Annotated in this window: 24 protein-coding genes; 11 read left to right on the top strand and 13 right to left on the bottom strand. The window is 58.3% G+C overall.

From position 1 onward, the window contains the following. Positions 1-3 precede the first annotated feature (3 nt). Positions 4-2,628 (bottom strand): type I DNA topoisomerase, encoded by a 2,625-nt coding sequence (topA, locus tag HQ945_RS01015; protein ID WP_113280088.1) that lies wholly within the window; start codon positions 2,626-2,628, stop codon positions 4-6. Between the two features lie 323 nt (positions 2,629-2,951). Between topA and HQ945_RS01010 the strand changes: the two genes are divergently transcribed. Then, positions 2,952-3,152 carry a hypothetical protein gene (locus tag HQ945_RS01010; protein ID WP_081815942.1) on the top strand — a complete coding sequence of 67 codons (201 nt, stop codon included), beginning with the start codon at positions 2,952-2,954 and terminating at the stop codon, positions 3,150-3,152. Here HQ945_RS01010 and dprA read toward each other — a convergent pair. From dprA to HQ945_RS00990, 4 genes are read right to left on the bottom strand one after another with little or no spacing between them, the layout of a single operon-like run. After that, entirely contained in the window at positions 3,120-4,253 is a 1,134-nt protein-coding gene (gene dprA / locus HQ945_RS01005) for a DNA-processing protein DprA (protein WP_113280087.1), read from the bottom strand. The two genes, HQ945_RS01010 and dprA, sit on opposite strands and share 33 nt — an antisense overlap. Further along, a complete protein-coding gene (gene plsY / locus HQ945_RS01000; RefSeq protein WP_174207582.1) occupies positions 4,250-4,864 on the bottom strand; it encodes a glycerol-3-phosphate 1-O-acyltransferase PlsY in 615 nt (204 codons plus the stop codon). Before plsY ends, dprA begins: the two co-directional genes overlap by 4 nt. Before the next feature lie 21 nt (positions 4,865-4,885). Beyond that, entirely contained in the window at positions 4,886-6,172 is a 1,287-nt protein-coding gene (locus tag HQ945_RS00995) for a dihydroorotase (protein ID WP_113280085.1), read from the bottom strand. After that, entirely contained in the window at positions 6,169-7,134 is a 966-nt protein-coding gene (locus tag HQ945_RS00990; RefSeq protein ID WP_027232506.1) for an aspartate carbamoyltransferase catalytic subunit, read from the bottom strand. Before HQ945_RS00990 ends, HQ945_RS00995 begins: the two co-directional genes overlap by 4 nt. A gap of 153 nt (positions 7,135-7,287) precedes the next feature. Here HQ945_RS00990 and HQ945_RS00985 point away from each other — a divergent pair, with 153 nt between their 5' ends. From HQ945_RS00985 to HQ945_RS00950, 8 genes are all read left to right on the top strand, one after another. Next, positions 7,288-8,448 carry a tyrosine-type recombinase/integrase gene (locus HQ945_RS00985; protein ID WP_174207581.1) on the top strand — a complete coding sequence of 387 codons (1,161 nt, stop codon included), beginning with the start codon at positions 7,288-7,290 and terminating at the stop codon, positions 8,446-8,448. Between the two features lie 171 nt (positions 8,449-8,619). Continuing rightward, entirely contained in the window at positions 8,620-8,850 is a 231-nt protein-coding gene (locus HQ945_RS00980; RefSeq protein WP_174207580.1) for a hypothetical protein, read from the top strand. A gap of 163 nt (positions 8,851-9,013) precedes the next feature. Beyond that, entirely contained in the window at positions 9,014-9,403 is a 390-nt protein-coding gene (locus HQ945_RS00975) for a hypothetical protein (protein WP_174207579.1), read from the top strand. Next, positions 9,400-10,146, top strand: a complete 747-nt coding sequence (locus tag HQ945_RS00970) for a hypothetical protein (protein ID WP_174207578.1) — start codon at positions 9,400-9,402, stop codon at positions 10,144-10,146. Before HQ945_RS00975 ends, HQ945_RS00970 begins: the two co-directional genes overlap by 4 nt. After that, the gene (locus tag HQ945_RS00965) at positions 10,143-10,382 is read left to right on the top strand and encodes a hypothetical protein (protein ID WP_174207577.1); all 240 of its coding nucleotides are present in this window, start codon (positions 10,143-10,145) and stop codon (positions 10,380-10,382) included. The genes HQ945_RS00970 and HQ945_RS00965 overlap by 4 nt, the downstream gene beginning before the upstream one ends. After that, positions 10,379-11,044: a hypothetical protein gene (locus HQ945_RS00960; protein ID WP_174207576.1), complete on the top strand. Its 666-nt coding sequence runs from the start codon at positions 10,379-10,381 to the stop codon at positions 11,042-11,044. The genes HQ945_RS00965 and HQ945_RS00960 overlap by 4 nt, the downstream gene beginning before the upstream one ends. A 61-nt stretch (positions 11,045-11,105) precedes the next feature. After that, positions 11,106-11,303: a hypothetical protein gene (locus HQ945_RS00955; RefSeq protein WP_174207575.1), complete on the top strand. Its 198-nt coding sequence runs from the start codon at positions 11,106-11,108 to the stop codon at positions 11,301-11,303. A gap of 247 nt (positions 11,304-11,550) precedes the next feature. Next, the gene (locus HQ945_RS00950; RefSeq protein ID WP_174207574.1) at positions 11,551-12,042 is read left to right on the top strand and encodes a DNA N-6-adenine-methyltransferase; all 492 of its coding nucleotides are present in this window, start codon (positions 11,551-11,553) and stop codon (positions 12,040-12,042) included. Between the two features lie 156 nt (positions 12,043-12,198). On the opposite strand, the gene HQ945_RS00945 is transcribed toward HQ945_RS00950, so the two are convergent. The 4 genes from HQ945_RS00945 to HQ945_RS00930 form a co-directional block, all read right to left on the bottom strand. Next, positions 12,199-12,738 (bottom strand): phage terminase small subunit P27 family, encoded by a 540-nt coding sequence (locus HQ945_RS00945; protein WP_174207573.1) that lies wholly within the window; start codon positions 12,736-12,738, stop codon positions 12,199-12,201. 504 nt (positions 12,739-13,242) lie between these two features. Next, positions 13,243-13,743, bottom strand: a complete 501-nt coding sequence (locus HQ945_RS00940) for a cyclophilin-like fold protein (protein WP_174207861.1) — start codon at positions 13,741-13,743, stop codon at positions 13,243-13,245. Between the two features lie 35 nt (positions 13,744-13,778). Next, positions 13,779-15,008 (bottom strand): MFS transporter, encoded by a 1,230-nt coding sequence (locus HQ945_RS00935; RefSeq protein ID WP_174207572.1) that lies wholly within the window; start codon positions 15,006-15,008, stop codon positions 13,779-13,781. A 78-nt stretch (positions 15,009-15,086) separates the two neighbouring features. Further along, positions 15,087-16,142 carry an alpha/beta hydrolase gene (locus HQ945_RS00930; RefSeq protein WP_174207571.1) on the bottom strand — a complete coding sequence of 352 codons (1,056 nt, stop codon included), beginning with the start codon at positions 16,140-16,142 and terminating at the stop codon, positions 15,087-15,089. Positions 16,143-16,305: 163 nt separating this feature from the next. On the opposite strand from HQ945_RS00930, the gene HQ945_RS00925 reads away from it, so the two are divergent. Together HQ945_RS00925 and HQ945_RS00920 are read left to right on the top strand one after the other, a co-directional pair. Next, positions 16,306-17,199, top strand: coding sequence for a LysR family transcriptional regulator (locus HQ945_RS00925; RefSeq protein ID WP_174207570.1), 894 nt, complete (start codon positions 16,306-16,308; stop codon positions 17,197-17,199). Between the two features lie 166 nt (positions 17,200-17,365). Beyond that, positions 17,366-17,998, top strand: coding sequence for a tyrosine-type recombinase/integrase (locus HQ945_RS00920; protein WP_174207569.1), 633 nt, complete (start codon positions 17,366-17,368; stop codon positions 17,996-17,998). Positions 17,999-18,205: 207 nt separating this feature from the next. Here the strand turns inward: HQ945_RS00920 and HQ945_RS00915 are convergent, their stop codons facing one another. The 4 genes from HQ945_RS00915 to HQ945_RS00900 form a co-directional block, all read right to left on the bottom strand. After that, positions 18,206-18,838 (bottom strand): class I SAM-dependent methyltransferase, encoded by a 633-nt coding sequence (locus HQ945_RS00915; RefSeq protein WP_174207568.1) that lies wholly within the window; start codon positions 18,836-18,838, stop codon positions 18,206-18,208. Positions 18,839-18,939: 101 nt separating this feature from the next. After that, positions 18,940-19,353, bottom strand: a complete 414-nt coding sequence (locus HQ945_RS00910; protein WP_174207567.1) for a nuclear transport factor 2 family protein — start codon at positions 19,351-19,353, stop codon at positions 18,940-18,942. A gap of 62 nt (positions 19,354-19,415) precedes the next feature. Continuing rightward, positions 19,416-20,018 carry an NADPH-dependent F420 reductase gene (locus tag HQ945_RS00905; protein WP_174207566.1) on the bottom strand — a complete coding sequence of 201 codons (603 nt, stop codon included), beginning with the start codon at positions 20,016-20,018 and terminating at the stop codon, positions 19,416-19,418. Between the two features lie 31 nt (positions 20,019-20,049). Beyond that, entirely contained in the window at positions 20,050-20,802 is a 753-nt protein-coding gene (locus HQ945_RS00900; RefSeq protein ID WP_174207565.1) for an SDR family NAD(P)-dependent oxidoreductase, read from the bottom strand. Between the last annotated feature and the right edge of the window lie 5 nt (positions 20,803-20,807).

The following is a 20,807-nucleotide window of genomic DNA, read 5'->3' as shown; positions in this document are numbered from 1 at the left end:
TTCCTAACTTGCCTTTTTCGCGGCAACCTTCTTGGCTGCCGGCTTCTTGGCAGTCTTCTTCGCGGTGGGTTCCTTCTTGGCGGCAGCCTTGCGCGCCGGCGCCTTCTTGCCGCCCTTGGAGCCCGCTTTTTCCGCAATCATGGCAAGCGCTTCTTCGACCGTAACGACAGCCGGATCCTTGCCCTTAGGCAATGTCGCATTGACCTTGCCCCAATTGACGTAAGGGCCATACTTCCCGTCGCGCACCGTGATCGGACCGCCATCAGGATGATCGCCGAGCTGCTTGAGCGCTGCGGGCGTTCCCCTGCCGCGACCGGGACCCTTCGCCTGCTTTTCAGCAAGAACAGTCACGGCGCGGTTGAGCCCGATAGAGAATACGTCCTCGGCGCTCTCGAGATTGGCATAGGTGCCGTCATGGGCGATATACGGGCCGTACCGCCCGATCCCGGCGGAAATCATCTTGGCGGTTTCGGGGTGCTGCCCGACATCACGCGGCAGCGACAATAGGGCCAGCGCTTTTTCGTGGTCGATCGTTTCGAGCGTCCAGCCCTTGGGCAGGCTTGCCCGCTTGGCCTCCTTGCCGTCGCCGCGCTGAATGTAGGGTCCAAAGCGGCCCCTGCGTGCAGTGATGTCCTCGCCGGTATAGGGATCCTTGCCGAGAAGCTTGGGCTCGTCGGCGCTATTGCCGTTCTCGTTTGCCGCCTCACTGCCGCCGAGCTGGCGCGTGAACTTGCACTCGGGATAGTTCGAGCAACCGACGAATGCGCCGTATTTGCCAAGCTTCAGCGAAAGATTGCCCGTTCCGCACACCTGGCAGATGCGGGGATCGCTGCCGTCTTCACGCGGCGGGAAGACGAGCGGGCCGAGTTCCTCATTAAGCGCGTCGAGAACGTTGGTGACCCGCAGTTCCTTGATACCATCGACGGACCCGAAAAAATCGGTCCAGAAATCGCGCAGGACATCCTTCCACTTGAGCTTGCCGTCGGAGATTTCATCGAGCTTTTCCTCAAGGTCCGCCGTGAAATCATATTCGACATAGCGCTTGAAGAAGCTTTCGAGGAAGGCGATCACCAGCCGGCCCTTGGCCTCCGGGATAAGCTTGCGCTTCTCGACCGCAATATATTCGCGGTCGCGCAGTGTCGTTATCGTTGCCGCATAAGTGGACGGGCGGCCTATGCCGAGCTCGGTCATCTTCTTGATGAGCGTTGCTTCCGAATAGCGCGGCGGTGGTTCGGTCGAGTGTTGGCTGGCTTCGATCTTCTCGCGGGCGAGGGCCTCACCAGCCCTGATCTCGGGCAGGCGGGCGCTGTCTTCGTCGACATCCTCTTCCTCGCGGTGATCGACATACGCTCCGAGGAAACCGTCAAAACGGACGACCGAACCTGTCGCACGCAATTGCGCCAGGCGGGAACCGTTCCGCGCCTCGATGTCGACGGTCGTACGCTCGATGTCGGCCGATTGCATCTGGCTCGCGATAGCGCGCTTCCAGATCAATTCATAAAGCCGCGCCTGATCATCATCGAGGAACTTGCGCATGTCCTTGGGGTGACGATTGAAGTCTGTCGGGCGGATGGCTTCATGAGCCTCCTGCGCATTCTTCGCCTTGGTCGAATAGTAACGCGGCTTCTCCGGCACATATTTGTCGCCGAAGACGCGCCCGATGGTCTTGCGTGCTGCCTGCACCGCTTCCGGATCCATCTGAACGCCGTCAGTACGCATATAAGTAATGAGACCGGCAGTTTCCCCGCCAAGGTCCATGCCTTCGTAAAGACGCTGGGCGATCTGCATCGTCCGTGAGGAGGAAAAGCCCAATTGTCCGGATGCTGCCTGCTGCAAAGTGGAGGTGGTGAAGGGCGGTCCGGGACTGCGCTTTATCGGCTTTGCTTCAACGGCGGTCGCCTTAAACGAAGCGCCTTCGAGCATGGCGCGAATCTCGCCGGCCTGTTCGCCGTTCTTGATGTCGAGCTTGCCGAGCTTCTTGTCGTCGATTGCTACAAGGCGCGCTTCGAAGAGGTCATTGCGCGGCGTCTTCAAGTGCGCTGCGATCGTCCAGTATTCTTCGCGCACAAACCGTTCGATCTCAGCTTCGCGATCCGCGACGAGCCGCAGGGTGACGGACTGGACACGTCCCGCCGAACGGGCGCCGGGCAGCTTGCGCCAAAGCACGGGAGAGAGGGTAAAGCCAAATAGATAGTCGAGCGCACGGCGGGCGAGATAGGCATCGACCAGCGGCATATCGATATCGCGCGGGTTCGCAATGGCCTCGAGCACCGAATCCTTGGTAACCGCGTTGAACGCAACACGTTTTACCGCCTTTGTACCAATTGCCTTCTTTTGCTGCAGCACCTCGAGCACATGCCAGGAGATCGCCTCACCCTCGCGATCAGGGTCGGTCGCAAGAAAGAGGGTGTCGCTCTCCTTCAATGCCTTGATGATATCGCTCAGCCGCTTTGACGATTCGGAGCTTACTTCCCAGGACATCGAGAAATCGTTGTCGGGGAGGACCGAGCCGTCCTTGGCAGGCAGATCGCGCACGTGGCCGAACGAGGCCAGGACCTTGTAGCCCGGGCCAAGATATTTGGTGATTGATTTGGCCTTGGTAGGCGATTCGACGACGACGAGATTCATTACGGATTCGAGCTTTCTGCCCTTGTCTGATTAAAGAAGTGCCGGTTTCGCACCGGTACAGAAGTCTGTGAAATGAACAGGCTTCTGCGCAACGTCAAGGTCTGGGCTTCAAAAATCGACAATTGCAACCACGGGTTGCTCAACGAGCTAATACAATTAATGGTATTGTCGTTTGCGGTGCAAGAGCCCCGGAGATTTTTGGCCGGTTATTTGATGTGTACGTGTGCAAAGTATAAAAAACAAGGACTTAAGTAGCTATACATTAAGCGATTTCTGGTCAAATATAGCGCCATTTCAGCATGGGCTTTTTCAAGGATGTAATTATGAGCGAAAGCAAAATCAATCCAGTCGAGAACGTCAGATTTATTCAGCAGATGCTCGGTGAGCTCCGCACGATGGCCCAAAACACCCGGTTGGACATGTTGGCCTACCTCATCGAGATCGCTTACATCGAGGGCAGCGACCAGTTGCGTCGCCACACGGGCTCGGACTCAGGAATAAACCAGCGAAACATATCCGCCTGAGTGGCGTTGCAAACGTCCGGCAAGATCGAGCTCAAGCAGAATCAGCATGATCAGGGAAGGATGCAGTCCACTCGCACGGATCAGCTCATCGATTTCGGTCGGAACAGGCCCAAGGAGGTTGACCACCCGGTCACGGTCGCTTTCATCAGGTGGGTTGAGCGAAGGGAAATCGATTTCCGGCGCGAGGAAGGCGGGCGGTTCGGCGATCGGTCGATCGACAAGCGGTGTGAGCCCGTCGATCACATCTTGCGTGCAGGTTGTCACCGTCGCGCCATTCTTCAAAAGATCGTTGGTGCCCTTGGCCCGGGGATCGAAAGGTGAGCCCGGAACGGCGAAAACGTGGCGTCCCAGTTCGCCGGCAAGGCGGGCGCTGATGAGCGAACCGGATCGTTCTGCGGCTTCCACCACGACAAGCCCCAGCGATAGCGCGGCGATGATTCTGTTGCGCCGTGGAAAATCCCGCGCACGCGGCTCCCAGCCGAAGGGCATCTCGCTGATGGCAGCGCCGTGTCGACTGGATATCGCTGCGTAAAGGTCAAGATTTTCCGGCGGGTAGGGCATGTCCAGTCCGCCTGCCATGACCGCGACGGTTCCATGGTCGAGGCTTGCCTCATGGGCGGCGGTATCGATGCCGCGCGCCAGGCCGGAGATCACGGCGAAACCCGCTTGTCCGAGGTCTCGCGCAAGCATGCGGGCAAATTTGAGACCCACCAGCGAGGCGTTGCGGGCGCCGACAATAGCAACCGGCGGAAGCCGGAAAACGTCCGGATTGCCCTTGATTGCCACGAGGGGAGGCGGATTATCACATTGCCGCAGGTAGCGCGGATAGTCGGGTTCGCCGATCCCGACGAAGCGCGCGCCGGTTTTAACCGCGGCTTCCATTTCGCGCATGGCATCCTCGACCGGAGCGATGCGAATCGGGCGGTGCCCTCCACCGCGCCGAACGAGTTCCGGAAGCATTTCCAATGCGGCAGCGGCTGATCCGCAATGGGCTATGAGATCGCGAAAGGTCGCGGGGCCGACATTGTCGCTTCGGAGCAAACGAAGCCAGGCCAGCCGCTGGCTGTCAGAAAGGCGAATGCCTTTCGCGGCGTCGTTCACCCTTTGGATCCGATCTTGCCCTCATTGCCGGCGACGAGACGCCGGATATTGGCGCGGTGCTTGATGAAGACGATGACGGTAAGGATCAGGAACAGCACGGCTATCTGGTGCAAGCCTATAATATAAAGTGCGATCGGGACAATCGCGGCCGCGACAAGAGCGGCGAGTGACGAGTAGCGTGTGGCATAGGCCACGCCAAGCCAGACTGCGGCAAAGATCAATGCACCCTGCCAGAACAATCCGAGCAGAACGCCCAGATATGTGGCGACGCCCTTGCCGCCCTTGAACTTCAGCCAGACTGGAAAAATATGGCCGAGGAACGCACCGAGGCCCGCCGCGATTGCCGCTTCCGGACTGGCGATCCCGGCGATCAGCACGGCGGCTGTTCCCTTCAACATGTCGAGGAGCAGAGTGGCCGCTGCCAGCTTCTTGTTGCCCGTGCGCAGCACATTCGTGGCGCCGATATTACCCGAACCAATGCTGCGGACATCTCCGAGACCTGCCATGCGCGTCAAAATCAGGCCAAACGGGATGGAACCCAGTAGATAGCCGAAGGCCAGTGCAAAGAGAAGAAGCGGAACGCCTGCTGGTCCGCCTGAAAAATCCGACATGCAACGCCCCCCTGGCGGCTTCTAGATGGAGAAGACTGATTTGCCTGCAACGAATGTCTGAATGACGCGCCCCTGGAACCGTGCTCCTTCGAAGCAACTGTTCTTAGAGCGCGACCGCAGATCTTCTTCCTTCACAACCCACGGCTCGTCAAGATCGACTATGGTCACATCTGCTTTGGCACCGGGCCGCAACGAGCCGGCCTCGATGCCGAATATCCGGGCTGGCGCGCTCGACAGCGCTTCGACGATGCGCAGAAGCGGTACATCGCCGTTGTGGTGCAGTCGCAGCGCCGCACCGAGCAGCGTTTCAAGTCCGATCGCACCGGCTGCGGCATCGGCAAAGGGCAGGCGCTTGGTATCGACATCCTGCGGATCATGGGCCGACACGATAATGTCGATCACGCCTTCGCGCAGCGCCTCCACCATGGCAAGCCGGTCCTCCTCGAGCCGCAGCGGCGGTTGCAGGCGGAAGAATGTGCGGAACTCGCCGACATCGTTCTCGTTCAGCGACAGGTGGTTGATCGAAACACCGGAGGTCACGTTGAGACCGTCCTGCTTGGCCTTGGCGATGACCTCCGCCGACATGGCAGTCGAGATCTGCGCCGCATGATAAGCGCCTTGGGTAAGGGCGGCGAGCCGCATGTCACGCTCGAGCGGGATAACCTCCGCTTCGCGCGGCGTGCCGGAAAGGCCGAGCCAGCTGGCGAATAGGCCCTCGTTCATAACCCCGTTGACGCCGAGGTAGGGATCCTGGGCTTCGTGCGCGAGCACGACACCGAAATCGCGCGCATAGGTCAGTGCCCGTCGCATCAACTGCGTGTTGGCAATGGAGTGGCGGCCCTCGCTGATCGCGACGGCTCCGGCTTCGCGTAGCAATCCGATCTCGGTCATCTCCTCGCCGTTGAGACCTTTGGTGATTGCGGCGGCCGGATAGACGTTGACGACCGCTGTGTCGCGCGCGGTACGCAGCACGAATTCGACGAGGGCGACATTGTCTATGACCGGGTCGGTATCTGGCATCATGATCATGGAGGTGACGCCGCCGGCGGCGGCCGCATGACTGGCGGACGCGATCGTTTCGCGATGTTCCGCTCCCGGTTCCCCAATGAAGACGCGGGCATCGACAAGGCCGGGGAGGACAGATTTGCCCTTGCAGTCGATTATCGTTGCGCCTTCGGGCGTGCCCTGGTTACGAGCATCCGCTCCGCTCGCGACAATCCTGTCGCCGTCGATGATCAGGGTCCCGATTTCGTCGAGGCCGCGCGACGGGTCGACAATGCGGGCGTTCTGCAGAACTGTGGTGCTCATCCTGCAACTCCCTCCGCATTGCGGCGCGGGTCGAGCAGCGCTTCCATCACGGCCATGCGCACGGCGACGCCCATTTCCACCTGTTCCTGAATGACGCTTTGTGAGCCGTCGGCAACGTCCGAAGCAATCTCGACACCGCGATTCATCGGACCGGGGTGCATGACCAGCGCGTCGGGCTTGGCATATTTGAGTTTCTCGCGGTCGAGCCCGTGATAGCGGAAATATTCGCGTACCGACGGAACGAAGGATCCGGCCATGCGCTCGCGCTGGAGCCGCAGCATCATGACCACGTCGGCATCTTTCAGGCCGTCTTGCATGTTGTGGAACACCTCCGCGCCCATGTGGGCAATGCCGGAAGGAAGCAAGGTGGACGGTGCAACCACGCGAACGCGGGCGCCCAAGGCATTGAGTAGAATGATATTCGAGCGGGCGACGCGCGAATGCAGGACATCGCCGCAGATCGCGACTGTCAGCCGCTCGACTTTCCCCTTGGCTCGGCGGATGGTCAGCGCATCGAGCAGCGCTTGGGTCGGATGTTCATGCGCCCCATCGCCGGCATTGACCACCGAGCAACCAACCTTCTGCGCCAGAAGGGCAGCGGCGCCGGCGGAAGAGTGGCGGATGATCAGGATATCGGGCCGCATCGCATTGAGCGTCATCGCCGTGTCGATCAGCGTCTCGCCCTTTTTGACTGATGAGTTGCCGACCGACATGTTCATGACGTCGGCCCCGAGACGCTTGCCCGCAAGCTCGAACGACGATTGCGTTCGTGTCGAGGCTTCGAAGAAGAGGTTGATCTGGGTCCGGCCGCGCAGAACGCTCTTCTTTTTCTCGGACTGCCGTGAAACGGCAATCTCACTTTCGGCGAGATCGAGAAGCTGCGTTATGTCCTGGGGTGAAAGACCCTTGATGCCAAGCAAATGGCGATGGGCAAAAGGAGGTGGGAGCGTTTCCAATGTCATATCAAAAAATGTACCCAACAATATCAGTCACTTAAGTCGTCCTATCTATCTGTTTTCGTTAGCATATCTGTTTTGTGTTGTTTTGAGGTATTTTCTGATATTAGCTAACTCTGTACCCAACTGTTACCCAACTTTTCGACGGAACAACCCGCCATGCCACGCAAGAAACTCACCGCCATCATGCTCGATACCCTCGCGCCGGACGAGTATTATGACAGCCACTGTGACGGCCTTATATTTCGCGTCCAGAAGCGCCGCAAGCCTTGGCAAACCCGATACTACGACGGCACCCGCCATCAACGCCATACCTTCGGATTTTTTCCCTCGATGTCGTTGAAGGAAGCACGCGATGCCTGTCAGGCATTCCACAAGAATCTTGAAGCTGGCCTGCCGGTCGCCGCCGAAAGCGCGCCGCATCCACGATCCGTCAATACCGAAACCGTCGGCTGGCTCATCGACTGGTATGAAGAAATGCGGGCCAAGAATCCAAAAGGCACCAAAACGCTCAAGAAGACCATGAAGGACCTTCGCTCATGTATGAGGCGTTTTGGCAATTATCTGGAAATGCCCGCGCGCGAGTTCACCAAGCAGCACGCCCGTGATATCCGCGACAAACTCGATGTGAAGACGCCGCCGCAGGCCAACCGGTTCTTGGCCTACGGCTCGATGTGCTGGTCCTTTGCCGCTCAGGAAGACAAGGTTGAAACCAACATCTTCCGCGACGTCCGCCGCCTCGCTGGCGAAGAGCCGCGCGAGCGAGTGTTATCCGCCGATGAAATTGCCGCTGTCTGGATGGCCGCAGAGACGATGAAGCACGACAATCTTAAGTCGCGCAGCGATTACGGCCGCATGATCCAGTTCCTGCTGCTGACGGCGCAGCGGCGGGGCGAAGTCGCTTCGTTGAGATACGGCGATATCCTCGACCATGTCTGGTTTCAGCAAAAGAACAAGGCGGACAGGCCGCATAAAATCAAACTGTCGCGGCAGGCCATGGAACTGGTCGGGCAGGGCGATCCGCGCGACTTTGTCTTCGGCACCAAACACCGCTTCGAGAAGCGCGCCGCCAACATTTGCAAACTTGCAAAGGTTGACGACTGGCGTGTGCATGATCTGAGGCGGTCGGCTGCGACGCACCTGCAGGAACTCGGCGTGGACGAAACGATTGTCAGGGCCATTTTGAACCACGCCATCAGCGGCGTTAGCGGCGTTTATCTCAAGGCTGAGTACGTGGCCAAGAAAGGCGAAGCACTGCAAAAGTGGGCGGATGAAGTGGACCGCATCGTTCAAAGCAATAAGGCCAGTAACATTTTATAACCAGTAGATTCAAGCAAAACAGCAGCACATTTGAAGAACAAACCAAGTACTCGCTGCACATATTTGTGCACCTGAACATAAGGGGTTCATATCATGAACAATTTTCCTTGCAGGAAACGCAGGGAAGGCGTTTTGTATTGGTGTAATTAATTTTGAGAGGGACTGCGCATCATGAAGAAAAGCCAGTCAGGCCTAGACGAGTTTGTATTCTGGGGCTTCGACGACCTCAAGAAGCGCGGCATTGTCGGCAGCCGTTACGATTTGTGCCACAAGCAAAAAGAGCTCGGATTTCCTCGCAGCATCCATCTCAATCAAGGGCGCACAAGCCGCGCAGTCTTTCGCGCGGTCGATGTCGTTGCGTGGATAGAAGGCCGCATCGGAGCCAACGAAGCTGCCGAGTAATGCGTATGACGACACAAGGGACCACAAAATGAAACGGCCCGCGCGGGACAGCGCGGGACCGGAGGAAGAAGTAGATGCGGATATATAGGACCATCCCACTCTAGCGCTTTCTCCGTTCCCCGTCAAAACCCGCCGAGGCCTTCAGTGGAAAGGTTCGGCAACAATGACCGTTCACATGGACGGGATCGACGTAAAACTGCACAGGCTGTTGCTTGTGGTGCTGTCGTCCGACAGTGATGGCGAAATCGCCGCAGCCATATCGGCCATGCGGCGGATCATGCAAAAGCACCGCATCGACATCCACACCTTCGCAGCACCGCTGCTTGGCCCGCCGTCTGCAGTGGAGTCGGCGCAGCCCGAGCATGGCGAGGAGGAGCAATGCAAATGGCAACAGGCCGCATGGAGGTGCCTTGCCGAAGCCAAGCCAAGCTTGCTCACGCGCGGAGAGCGCGCCTTCCTGCGCAACGTAATGCGGTATCAGCGCGAGCCTTCGGAAAAGCAGAAGCAGTGGCTTCACGATCTCGTCGCCAGAGTGCGGAGTTTCGCCCGATGAGCATCTACGAGCGCGAGAAGGCGCTTAAGCGCCCTGGCACCAAGGTCGAGCGAATGCGCGAGAAAAACGAGCGGATCAATGGCGGCTTCTATCAGTTTCCCAATCACGTCTCGCAAAGCCACGCTTTCCGCTCGTTGTCGGGACACGCCACAAAAGTTCTGATGCGCGTCGTGCTTGAGCATACCTATTGCTTCCGCAAGAAAAACGGCTCGCTGCTAGTCACTCACCGAGACTTCCGCGATGAGTGGATCAATCCGAACAAGATCGCCGAAGCCATTGAGGAACTGGCGTTCAAGGGTCTGTTACGCGTCAGCAAGGGCAATGGCCATGGCGTCAAACTGCCTAATATTTTCACCATCACATTTTTCCCAACGGAAGACGGCCTTTCCGCCACCAACGATTACCAGAAATGCGATGTTGAACGGGTATTGGCTTGGCAAACGCTGGTTTCGCAGCGGCGCAAAAATGCCAAATCCAGAAAAATCCACAGTCACGACGGTGTGAGTGTGAAATCTGAGCACAGTCACGACGGTGTGAGTGTGGAAAAAAATGGCCAAATCCAAAAAGCCCAGAAATCAGGCCATTTCAGCAAAATCCACAGTCACACCGTCGTGAGTACTATTAATAATATGGTTGGGACATCCGCAGTTGGCAGCAACGGTCTCTTGCAGGGCGTTCATACACCATTTCCCTGCCTTCGAAAAAATTTAGCCAAAAAGCGCAAGCTGCGGGGTCAGCCATGACCGACACGCTAGCAAAAATCATCAAGCTGCAAAACTGCAAGACGCTGTCGGCAGTGCAGAGCCGCATGGTCCAGCATTATCGCGAAGGTTTCGAACTCACCGGCAGGCTGCGCAAGGATCAGGTCGCCTATTCGATCGGCCGTTCGAACTGGCATTACCGCCGGAAGAGCGGTGAAAAGTTTAAGAACCGGCACGCCGAGGCCGCCAACTCGGCAAATGGGAGGAAACAGCCATGACGGAAACCGACAGGATGACAAAAGGCGAGCGCGAGGACATGCAACGGCTGGTCCGCCAGCGGGAGAAAGTGCAAAAGTCTGCCGCGAAGACGCGATCAACCGAACTTCTCTCTGATTTCGAAAACCAGATGGCAGCCGAGTATGGGTTTGATGACGACGGTGTTTGGGCTGCTGCGAAGAAAGCCGCTGCTATAGAAGTTCAAAAGGCGCAGCTACGTGTCGAGGATCGTTGCAGGGAACTGGGTATCCCTAAACAGTTTGCGCCAAGTCTCTCGTTGCTTTGGTCGCATCGCGGCTATGACAATGCGCTTGAAAAGCGCCGCAACGAACTGCGCCGCGTTGCGCAGGCGCAGATCGGATCCCTCGAACAGCAAGCCATCACCAAGATCGAGCAGGCGTCGGTCGAAGCGCAAACCGCAATTGCCATTGCCGGTCTTACGTCGGATGCGGCTAAGGCTTTCATTACCAGTCTGCCCACCATCGACAGTCTCATGCCGGCGCTTTCCTACAACGAGCTTGCGGGCGAAACCAATCCCCCCATTGTCGAACAGTTGCTGACGCCAAACGCCTTGCGGCAGCGCCGTTACCGAGAACGGCAACAAGCGTTACGTGATGCCAATGTAACGCCTGCAATCGCTGACTTGAAAGAGGATGCTAGCTGAAAAACCAGCGAGGCTGGCCGCAGTCGCTCGGTCAGCCCTTCAATCGAAAAGGAGAGGTGAAATGGATGAGTCCGAACGAGAGCTGATGATTGCCTTCGTGAACAAGTACCGGCCAGTAGCAAGGCGGGGAAGCGAGAGCTTCGGCTTGGTCTGGAGGAAAATGCAGGCAGAGTTTCCTGCCTATACTGCGGACGAACTATTCAACGTGCTGGTCGGGCGCAGGGTCGAATTCGTCTTTCTGGATGATGGGCCGGTTTGAATACCGTCAAGCCGATGGCGCGCCAGCAACCTTTTCGATGCGAAACTACAAGGATTATGAGCCGGCATAAAGGAAGCCTTGCTCCCGCCGAACGAGAGATGCTTCAGTTGACACAGATAGCCTGGTCACCAGCTCCGTTTCCCGTTTTGAGAATCTGAGAGCAAGAACGCCACTTCATACGACATGGCCGCAGTCGCGTTCATTGATCGCATTCAAGAGCGGTCACTGGTGAGGGTGGAAGAGCAAAATGGTAGCGCGACCGCATTGGGAGGCTATTGGTAAATGTGACGAGTGGGACACGCCGAGCTATGTAATTCAGGCTTTCGGCGATACCTTCGATATGGACGTTGCTCATCCCGCCAATCGCCCTACAAGCGTGCCTTGCAAGAACTGGATTTCCGAGTTGTCGCTGCTGAAGCCGTGGCGAGGCTTTATCTGGTGCAATCCGCCGTTTGGACAACGCAACGGGCTTGACCCTTGGCTAACGCGTTTCATCGACCACGGTAACGGAATTGCGCTAACGCCGGACCGTACCTCCGCGCCGTGGTTCCAACGTCACGCGCCGCATGCGGATCTGCTGCTTTTTGTGCGCAAGAAAATACAGTTCACACGCCCTGACGGTACAGTTGGTAAACAGCCCAACTGTGGAACATGCTTGTGGGCCAAAGGAGAACGAGGTGTCAGGGCACTGGTTCACGCCCGAGACTGTGGTTTGGGAATGCTCGTCACGCCAAGCTGAATGTCGGATAGCCGCGGGGAGGCACCCGGGGGGGAGTTAACGGAGACCTACGGGGGTGCTGGAGGGAGCGCGCGGGAGCCGCTTTTCTACATTCCGTAAAACCCAAAAACACCCCTTACGGACGTCGATTAACTAGCACAACCTCTAAAAACATGGTCATTTCCTCGGATGAACCAGTCTTGGGATGGCATTCGGCAAAGAGTGCTCCGACGCTTCATTAGGCCAGATTTCATCAAGTTGCGCCGCTCCATTAAGGAGAAAATCCATTATGTCAGAATCGTCGGCCTCGTCGGCGGCGACGAGTTTGGTGCGGGCGACGGGACTTAACCCGATTTGCGAGCCGGACACTTCCATCTCCCGCTCAGCATCCCGGAGCACACTCAACCATGGACTTTTCACTCGACCCTGAAGCGAAACGATGACCATGCCTTCGTTTCGCAACGCGGCCTTTGCCTCCCGGTATCTTTGCCAAGCGCAGGCGTGGCGCTCAAGAAGTGACGAATCGGCAGCACACAGGATTCCGTTCGGGAGACTTGCCACGACTGTGTCCCACAACTCACGTTCGTTGGATGTCAAACTATGTGGTGCCGTCGGTCTGCCCCGACCTTTGACGTCGATTTTAATGTTTGCTGTCGCGATTTTTGCGCGGTTGCCCTCGGCTCTCTTCAATTCCGATGGTTTGCGTGGGCGAGCCATGGGCGTGCAGTCTCCATTTCCACTTCATAATACCGCGGCCAGGCAATTTAGGGACACTTAAATTTTGATTGACATAGGCTGGACGCCGCAGGCTCGGCTGGATCTTCGAGAAACGTGATTAAGGCCTCCTATGTCATAAGCGGTGTAGATGACCGCGAATTCGCGCGCCGCCATTGCGGAGGCAGCGAAAGCATTGTTACTGCACGGGATTGAACTCAAAAAGCAGAAGCGAATGGCAGGATAAGTCCTGAACGGAAAGTAAGGAAGTCGCTGTTGCACCACTTGGGGACATTCATCAATGTCCGCTTTGCGCCTTCAAATCGGTCATTTATGGGGGCTCCGTCCGTCCCTATAAGCGGACACCGCAGCTCATCGTGCGCCACCTTCTGTTATAAGTTTTATGCTCATCAACCTGCGTCGTGGTCATCGCGCGGCCTCGACTTGGAGGAAGCTCAGTTTCGAATCTTCGCTATTTGGTACATTCCTTCTCGCCCAGCAATGCGTTCAGACGATCCGTTCGATGGTCAGGGGAAACGTCCCGCGCACAAGCAACGGCTCGAAATCGTCGAAGCGGCCGAGCCGGATCAGCCCACCGGAATAGCTGTAGCCGGCGTAGAACATCGCGAGATTGCCCCACGGCGAGAAGTAGCAGAGGTCGCCTGGCGCCTCGTTGCCGAATGGACCACTCGCGTCCTCCGTCAGCTTACGGGGGAGATAAGCGATCTTCTCGTTGCCGGCATAATTTTCGATGGTCAGTTCTAGGGGTAGCATGGATGCGAAATCGCGCGACGACGGGTTGTCGTAAAGCGTTGCCGTCAGGCTATGACCGTTGAACATCATTCGAATTTTCATGTCGGTTGGCTCCTGACTTGCCGGATCGTTTTTTTGTTGGGCGAACGCCAGCCAGGGCATGGTGGCGGTGACCAGTATCGCTCCAAGGATAGAGCGGCGGAGCGGAGAAAAACCGTGCGCACCGGGCGCAGACAAGGTTTCGCTTACGGACATTGTGGCTGCATCGCCAAACTGGCTTTGTCTTTTGCTCATGATAGATGCTTCCTTGAAGACGTTGGCGTGGCCGTGCGTGATCTGTCGTGACGCGCCAGCACCACAGCCGCGATGGCGCAGGTGAAAAGCACGATCGCGCCGAATCCGAATGCGATCTGATAACCGCCATTGTCAAACAGCAGACCGCCGGAGGCTGCGCCGGCTGTGATGGCGAGTTGCACGACAGCAACCATCAGGCCTCCTCCCGCTTCTGCATCGTCCGGCAGCGCTTCGCTCAACCAGCTCCACCAGCCGACTGGCGCGGCGGTGCCGATCAGGCCCCAAAGTGCCAGCAACCCGGCAGTGGTACCTAACGACGATCCGTATACGACCAGGCCAATCGCGAGCGCCGACATCATCACAGGCATGGCGATCAACGCTTGGTAGAGGCGCGTATGCAGGAGAGAGCCGATAAGGAAGGTTCCGAGCAAACCGGAGACGCCCATTGCCAACAACAGGAGCGATAAGCCGGAAACGTTGACGAGTGTCACGGTTTCCAGGAATGGCCGCAGGTAGGTGAAGAGCGCGAATTGGCCCATGAAGAAAAGTGCGACGGCCGCCATGCCGATCGGCACGCCTGGTCGGCGTAGGACTTGAAACGCCGCCAGCGGGTTCGCACGCGTCCGGCTGGGCATGGGCGGCAACGTTGCAAGGAGCCACACAAAGGTGATTGCAGCGAGCGGCACTACGCTGAAGAAGGCGCCGCGCCAACCGATATACTGTCCAAGGAAACTGCCGAGCGGCGCAGCAATCGTTGCTGCTAGTGCATTGCCGCCGTTGAGGATCGCGAGGCCACGGGGCACGTCTGCAGCCGGCACGAGGCGCATGACTGTCGCCGCTGACATCGACCAGAAGCCGCCGATTACGACGCCGACAAAAGCACGCCCCGCCATCAGGACCGCATAGTTGGGCGCGAACGCGGTCACAACGCCCGAAATGAGCATCAAAGCTGTGAGCCACAACAACAATTGTCGCCGGTCAAGCTTCGACGTGAATGCAGCGACGAAGAGGCTGGTGGCGACAGCGAATATACCGGAGATCGCGATGGCCTGCCCCGCCTGACCTTCGGTCAGATACAGGTCGGAGGCGATTGGCGTCAGCAAGCTGACGGGCATGAATTCCGAAGCGATGAGCGTCGCAACGCACAAGCTAAGGGCGAGGACAGCGCTCCATGACGCCGAGTCTGGGGCGCTTTCGGTAGTCGCTACCGCGGTTGCGTGGGTCATTTCATGCCTCTGTATTGGTCGAACAACACGCCAGGCAAGCGGAGGGCCCGCGAGGCGTATCGTCCGGTTGTATGTTCGTTAAGAGCTCAGGTTTCCCCGGAAGAAGGCGGTCAGCTTGTCGAACGGGATCAGGTTGACACGGTCATAGAGATCGACGTGACCGGCACCCGGGATGATCACGAGCTCCTTCGGTTCAGAAGCACGCTCGTAGGCGTTTTCGCTGAACTCGATCGAGTGAGCCTGCTCGCCGGCGATGAACAGCAACGGACGCGGCGAGATCGTCTCGATCTGGGCGAACGGATAGAAGTTCATGAAAGCGGCGTTGCTGCTCAGGGTCGGATGCGTGGTCTGGAGCGGCGTCTGTCCTTTCGGCGTGAACTCCCCGCGCGGCGTGCGATAAAAATCGTAGAACTCACGCTCGATCGCATTGGAGTCTGCCTTCAGTTCATCAACCGTGCCGCCGGTCAGTTTGATTTCGGCGCCCTGGTACTCTGCGAGGCGCTGCTGTGCGGCGACCTTCAGCATTTCCTTTCGCTGTTCGACCGACACGCCTTTCCGAAGGCCGTCGCGATTGGCGGCACCCATGTCATACATGCTGACGGTGGCGATCGCTTTCATGCGCGGATCGATCTGCGCTGCGCTGAGGGCGAAGCTGCCGCTCCCGCAAATGCCGAGCACGCCGATATTGTCCTTGTTGACGAAGGGCTGCGTGCTCAGGAAGTCGACGGCTGCGCTGAAATCATCCGCATAGATTTCGGGAGCGACGGTATTGCGCGGTTGGCCCTCGCTCTCGCCCCAGAAGGACAGATCGAACGACAGCGTAACAAAGCCCTGCTCTGCCAGCTTGGTCGCATAGAGGTTGGCGCTCTGCTCCTTCGTGGCGCCCATCGGGTGGCCTACGACGATCCCCGGAGTCTGGGCGCTCCTGTCGAGGCCCTGGGGCGTGAACAGATTGCCGACGACCTTCATGCCGAACTTATTCTCGAAGGTGATCTTTTCGACGACCACGCGGTCGCTCCTGTAAAAGTTGTCAGCGCCGTTGGACAGGTCCTGGGCGAGCGCGGGGGAAGTGCCGATCGCTAAGCCGGATACCGATCCGAGCATAAGTGCGAGCCCCAAAGCCAATTCCTTCATGTTCGTTCCTTTCCTTATTCGAACAAGTCATTGGAGAGGCTGATGGCCGCCTTGGAGTAAGTCTCAGTCGGGACCAGCGCTCTTCACACCTCAAAACTTAAGGGATGCAAACTCATGCGATAAGGCGCTATATAGATCATAAGCTTATAATCAGGAGTTATGAATGATGCGAGAGAACGTCAGCGATCTGATGGCCTTCATCGCTGTCGCACAGGAAGGCAGTTTCACACGGGCGGCAGTCCGGCTGGGCGTCTCCCAACCGGCCCTCAGCAAGACAATCAGGACGCTGGAAGAGCGGCTTGGCTTGCGTCTGCTCAGTCGCACCACCCGAAGTGTGGCGCCCACAGAAGCTGGAGAGCGTCTGCTTCGGAGCATCGAGCCGCATTTCGCGGGTATCGAAGGCAGCCTGTCCGCGCTGACCGAGCTAAGGGACAAGCCGTCCGGCATCGTTCGGATCACGGCAACGCAACATGCGGCGGATACGGTGATGTGGCCGCGCTTGTCCAAGGTCATGCTTAACTATCCCGACATCACGGTCGAGTTGGTCTCTGACGAGGGCTTAGCAAACATTGTGAGCGAGCGTTTCGATGCCGGTGTTCGCGTCGGCGAGTACGTCGAGAAGGACATGATTGCCGTTCGGATCGGTCCCGCGATGCGCCAGGCCATTGTTGCATCTCCGGGTTATTTCAAAGAGCGGCCGGCGCCCAAGCATCCTGAAGAGCTAACCGGCCACCGCTGCATCAACTTGCGCCGTGTAACGCGCGGTGGATATTTCCCATGGGAGTTCGAAAAGCGCGGACGCGAAATCAACGTCCGTGTCGAGGGCCAACTGGCGGTGAGCAGTCTTGAGCTTGCAAGGCGCGCTGCTCTGGATGGTTTGGGCGTGGCATATCTGCCCGATGATATGGTGCAGGATGACCTGACAAAGAAACGGCTGGTGCGAGTGCTGGAGGATTGGTGCGAACCGTTCCCAGGCTATCACCTGTACTATCCGAGCAGCAGGCAGCACGCTCCCGCCTTCGTAGTCGTGCTTGAGGCACTTCGCTTCCGCGGCTGAAAATTGCGAGTACCCGCGTGGGGCCAACTCACGACGATGCTTGCACTGACCTGACGGACCGCCTTTGAGGATACCGGTCCCGAAGCTGCTTGTCCGCTATCGGCCCCTTCAATACTTGCGCCCATGCGTTCTCCTAACGGCCAATGTTGGCCGAAGGAGAATTGAAATGGGTATTGCACAATACGATCCTACCGCCCTGGGCCGTCCGGCGTGGAACGTCGGCCGAAAGGTCGGTGTCAAGAAGCCGCTGAAACAGCGCCAGATTTGGACGATCCGCTTCTTCCTTGATAGGGAGGGGCGCACGAGAGATCGTGCGTTGTTTGACCTCGCAATCGACAGCAAACTGCGGGGCTGCGATCTCGTGAAAATGAAAATCGGGAGTCTCGTGACAGGAACGCAAATTCGAACTCGAGCCATCGTCGTCCAGCAAAAGACCGGCCGTCCGGTTCAGTTCGAAATCACGGCGGAGGTGAGGGCAAGTTTGCTTGCATGGCTTGAACGGCGAGGTGGAACAATCGACGACTACGCTTTTCCCAGTCGAGTCGACCACACCGATCATCTGAGTACTCGCCAGTATGCCCGATTGGTCGATGAATGGGTGACCGCAATTGGGCTGCGGCGCGAAGATTACGGCACGCACTCGCTTCGGCGCACGAAGGCCGCAATGATTTACAAGGCGACAGGCAATCTTCGCGCGATCCAAATCCTGTTGGGGCACACCAAGATCGAAAATACGGTCAAGTATCTTGGCGTGGACATTGAGGATGCGCTGGAACTAGCTGAGCACACTGAAATCTGAGCGCGTGCAGCCTCGCAAAGTGGGGCTGCACGTGTTGACGAAAATTTCTCAATTCCAAAGATTGCGATCAAGCGGCTTTGCGCCCTCAAGTTTGACCTTTGCAGGCTCCCCAGCGAGTTCCGAAAGCTGACGTTGCTGCAGACTGGCGCAGTTGAGCAGTATCCTGGCATCCTTGGGAGGTCGACTTGAGGTTGGCGCCGGCCTCTGTCAGGGCTTCACGAACCGATATGCGAAGCGATCGGTCTCGCCCTTGATCAAGGGATCGAAGACCTTGATCGCGTGTGGATCGTTCCTGTTCTCGAGCAGGGTGCTTTCCGCATCCAGTACGAAGCCGGCAGCCTCCACCTCCTCGCGCACGGAGGCAGGGTCGATGCGATGCAATGACTGGGCATCACCTGTGCCGGCTCCGGCGGCGGCGGCGTGATCGACGATGACGTAGAACCCACCGGGCTTCAGCCGCTCGTAGACAGCTCGATTGAAGTTGGCCGCCGTCGCGCCCCTGGCCTGCATCAGCGCGGTGTGGAGATCGTGGTAGAACAGGTGCAGCCACAGGACATCCGCTGGCTGCGTGATCTCCGGCATTGCCACGAGGTCCGCTGAGACGGCTTCGACGTTTTCCCGGCCTGGCTCTTGCGCGAGCGTTCGCATGAGGCCGACCGGATCGTTCTTGAAGTGCGCGACTTCGGCCGGCACGAAGCTGGTGACTCGACCTTCGGGTCCAACGATGTCGGAGAACAGGCGCGTCCAGTCGCCGTCGCCTGGATAAACGTCGATGACGGTGGCACCCGCATCAATGCGTGCAAACCGGATCAACTCGGATAGTTTGGATTGGTCGTACATCGGAATCTCCTTTACGGTTGGGTATTCGACGAGCGCGGCACGCGAGACGGCGATCCGCTCATTCACCTTCGGCGAAAGCCGATGGTTGCAGAAGGCCTGCGCTATACGGGCCCGGACGCGTCCATCTGCGCGGCGCGTGCTAACGCTTGCGTGTCGATGTATTCCTGGATGCTGGTCAGTCTGCCGTCCCGGACCGTGATGGCGAAGATCCAGTCGTCCTCGAACGGCTTGTTCGTGGCTTTGACCTTCCCGCTGGCGAAGCCCACGACGAGAACCCGGTCTCCTTGTGCGACAAACTCCCGGGGTTCCGTGGAGGTTTCCATCGACCTGGATGCCGTATCCAGCAAATCTGCTAGTCCCGCGTGCCCCCGGTAGGTGCCGGCCAGCGGCCAGTCCTCGCCCGGAATGATCCACTTGATGTCTTCGGCAACCAGCGCCAACAGAGCCTCTCTGTCGCCGCGGCCTATCGCGGCGAAGAAGTCCTTCACGGTCTGGATGTTTTTTTCAATACTCATGGGAATATCTCCATTTCGCTGTGATCGGATCGCGCTCGATCCGATCCGTACATGGCCTCGTTTTATCCGTCGAACTTGACCAGATCCTTGAAGATCAGATGACCCCAGCTCTTTCCGCGGGCCTGGACCAGCAGCCCGCCTTCCGACAGCCCGCCAAGCTTGATCGGCGCGAAGCCCAGATTTTCCGCGAGCGTACCAATCTCCGCCGCAGCGTCGTCATCGTCGCTCGCCAGGAACACGACTCTCCTGCTGCCCTGCACGGCCGGATCTTGGCCAAGGGTGGCAGCGAGCAGATGGTTGAAGCCCTTGACCAGCCTTGCGCCAGAAAAAGCCTGCGCGACGGCCTGGGAAGACGGCTGTCCTCCCAGTTGCTCAGGGGGCACACCGTAGGCATTGGTCACATCGACGATGGTCTTCCCCTGCCAGGTGGCGAGCGCCTTTGCGACATCTGGATGCGACTCGAAACGGACCGCCAAGAAGATGATGTCCGCCTTGACGGCTTCCGCTAGGGTTTTAGCAATGACCTTCGGCCCGATCGCGGCCGCTTCAGCCGCAAAGCTTTCCGGATCCCGCGTGGTTGCAACAGATACTTCGATGCCCTTGCGGGAAAAGGCCTTGGCCAGAGCTTGGCCGATATTGCCGAAGCCGATGATTGAGTAGCTCATAATGCTTCTCCGATCCTGTGTTAAGGTTGGGTCAGACCTGCGCCCAACCACCATCGACGGCGAGATCTATACCGGTGATGTAGGAGCTTTCATCGGAAGCGAGGAACATGAGCGCAGCCGCGATTTCCTCTGGCTTGCCCCTGCGACCCATTGGGATCTGTGCAGCAAACTGGGCGACCGCCTCCTCGGCTTGCTCAGCGGTGAGGCCGGTCGTTGTCGCCAAGGCGGGAGTCTCGATCGCGCCGGGGCTCATCGTATTGACGCGGATATCGCGGTCCTTCAGCTCTTGGGTCCAAGACCGCGAGAAGCTGCGAACAGCCGCCTTGCTTGCTGCGTAGGCGCTAAACGCTGGCAGCCCCATCACGTTCGAGACCGAAGAGTTCAGAATGATCGATCCGCCGTCTTTGAAGATGGGAAGGGCCTTCTGCACCGTAAAGAACAGGCCCTTCACGTTCACATCGAAGGTTTGGTCAAAATGGGCCTCAGTAGCTGCCGCGAGCGGCGCGACTGTACCTGCGCCCGCGTTTGCGAAGAGAATGTCGATGTGACCATGTTTCTCCTTCACGGTGGCGTAGAGCCGGTCCAGATCTTCCAAGCGCGAGACGTCACCCACGACTGTTGTCACGTTTTTCCCGATAAGCGCCGCGGCCTCTTGTAAGGCTTTCTCGCGTCGCCCAATGATCACGACCTGCGCACCTTCTTCCACGAAACGCTTGGCTGTGGCCAAGCCGATCCCGCTGCTTCCGCCCGTGATGACTGCGATTTTACCTTCGAGTGCTTTCATAATTT

The organism is Phyllobacterium pellucidum (genome assembly GCF_013327855.1).
Lineage (GTDB): Bacteria > Pseudomonadota > Alphaproteobacteria > Rhizobiales > Rhizobiaceae > Phyllobacterium > Phyllobacterium pellucidum.
This window is presented reverse-complemented; position numbering and strand designations above follow the sequence as displayed.

What these genes read in the sequence shown, in the direction of transcription:
- topA (WP_113280088.1), bottom strand. Translation starts at nt 2,628, where the DNA reads ATGAATCTCGTCGTCGTCGAATCGCCTACCAAGGCCAAATCAATCACC.
- HQ945_RS00985 (WP_174207581.1), top strand. Translation starts at nt 7,288, where the DNA reads ATGCCACGCAAGAAACTCACCGCCATCATGCTCGATACCCTCGCGCCG.
- HQ945_RS00905 (WP_174207566.1), bottom strand. Translation starts at nt 20,018, where the DNA reads ATGAGCTACTCAATCATCGGCTTCGGCAATATCGGCCAAGCTCTGGCC.
- HQ945_RS00980 (WP_174207580.1), top strand. Translation starts at nt 8,620, where the DNA reads ATGAAGAAAAGCCAGTCAGGCCTAGACGAGTTTGTATTCTGGGGCTTC.
- HQ945_RS00920 (WP_174207569.1), top strand. Translation starts at nt 17,366, where the DNA reads ATGGGTATTGCACAATACGATCCTACCGCCCTGGGCCGTCCGGCGTGG.
- HQ945_RS00960 (WP_174207576.1), top strand. Translation starts at nt 10,379, where the DNA reads ATGACGGAAACCGACAGGATGACAAAAGGCGAGCGCGAGGACATGCAA.
- HQ945_RS00915 (WP_174207568.1), bottom strand. Translation starts at nt 18,838, where the DNA reads ATGTACGACCAATCCAAACTATCCGAGTTGATCCGGTTTGCACGCATT.
- HQ945_RS00945 (WP_174207573.1), bottom strand. Translation starts at nt 12,738, where the DNA reads ATGGCTCGCCCACGCAAACCATCGGAATTGAAGAGAGCCGAGGGCAAC.
- plsY (WP_174207582.1), bottom strand. Translation starts at nt 4,864, where the DNA reads ATGTCGGATTTTTCAGGCGGACCAGCAGGCGTTCCGCTTCTTCTCTTT.
- HQ945_RS00995 (WP_113280085.1), bottom strand. Translation starts at nt 6,172, where the DNA reads ATGAGCACCACAGTTCTGCAGAACGCCCGCATTGTCGACCCGTCGCGC.
- HQ945_RS00925 (WP_174207570.1), top strand. Translation starts at nt 16,306, where the DNA reads ATGATGCGAGAGAACGTCAGCGATCTGATGGCCTTCATCGCTGTCGCA.
- HQ945_RS00990 (WP_027232506.1), bottom strand. Translation starts at nt 7,134, where the DNA reads ATGACATTGGAAACGCTCCCACCTCCTTTTGCCCATCGCCATTTGCTT.
- HQ945_RS00970 (WP_174207578.1), top strand. Translation starts at nt 9,400, where the DNA reads ATGAGCATCTACGAGCGCGAGAAGGCGCTTAAGCGCCCTGGCACCAAG.
- HQ945_RS00940 (WP_174207861.1), bottom strand. Translation starts at nt 13,743, where the DNA reads ATGTCCGTAAGCGAAACCTTGTCTGCGCCCGGTGCGCACGGTTTTTCT.
- HQ945_RS00900 (WP_174207565.1), bottom strand. Translation starts at nt 20,802, where the DNA reads ATGAAAGCACTCGAAGGTAAAATCGCAGTCATCACGGGCGGAAGCAGC.
- HQ945_RS00950 (WP_174207574.1), top strand. Translation starts at nt 11,551, where the DNA reads ATGGTAGCGCGACCGCATTGGGAGGCTATTGGTAAATGTGACGAGTGG.
- HQ945_RS00910 (WP_174207567.1), bottom strand. Translation starts at nt 19,353, where the DNA reads ATGAGTATTGAAAAAAACATCCAGACCGTGAAGGACTTCTTCGCCGCG.
- HQ945_RS00935 (WP_174207572.1), bottom strand. Translation starts at nt 15,008, where the DNA reads ATGACCCACGCAACCGCGGTAGCGACTACCGAAAGCGCCCCAGACTCG.
- HQ945_RS00930 (WP_174207571.1), bottom strand. Translation starts at nt 16,142, where the DNA reads ATGAAGGAATTGGCTTTGGGGCTCGCACTTATGCTCGGATCGGTATCC.
- HQ945_RS00955 (WP_174207575.1), top strand. Translation starts at nt 11,106, where the DNA reads ATGGATGAGTCCGAACGAGAGCTGATGATTGCCTTCGTGAACAAGTAC.
- HQ945_RS00965 (WP_174207577.1), top strand. Translation starts at nt 10,143, where the DNA reads ATGACCGACACGCTAGCAAAAATCATCAAGCTGCAAAACTGCAAGACG.
- HQ945_RS01010 (WP_081815942.1), top strand. Translation starts at nt 2,952, where the DNA reads ATGAGCGAAAGCAAAATCAATCCAGTCGAGAACGTCAGATTTATTCAG.
- HQ945_RS00975 (WP_174207579.1), top strand. Translation starts at nt 9,014, where the DNA reads ATGACCGTTCACATGGACGGGATCGACGTAAAACTGCACAGGCTGTTG.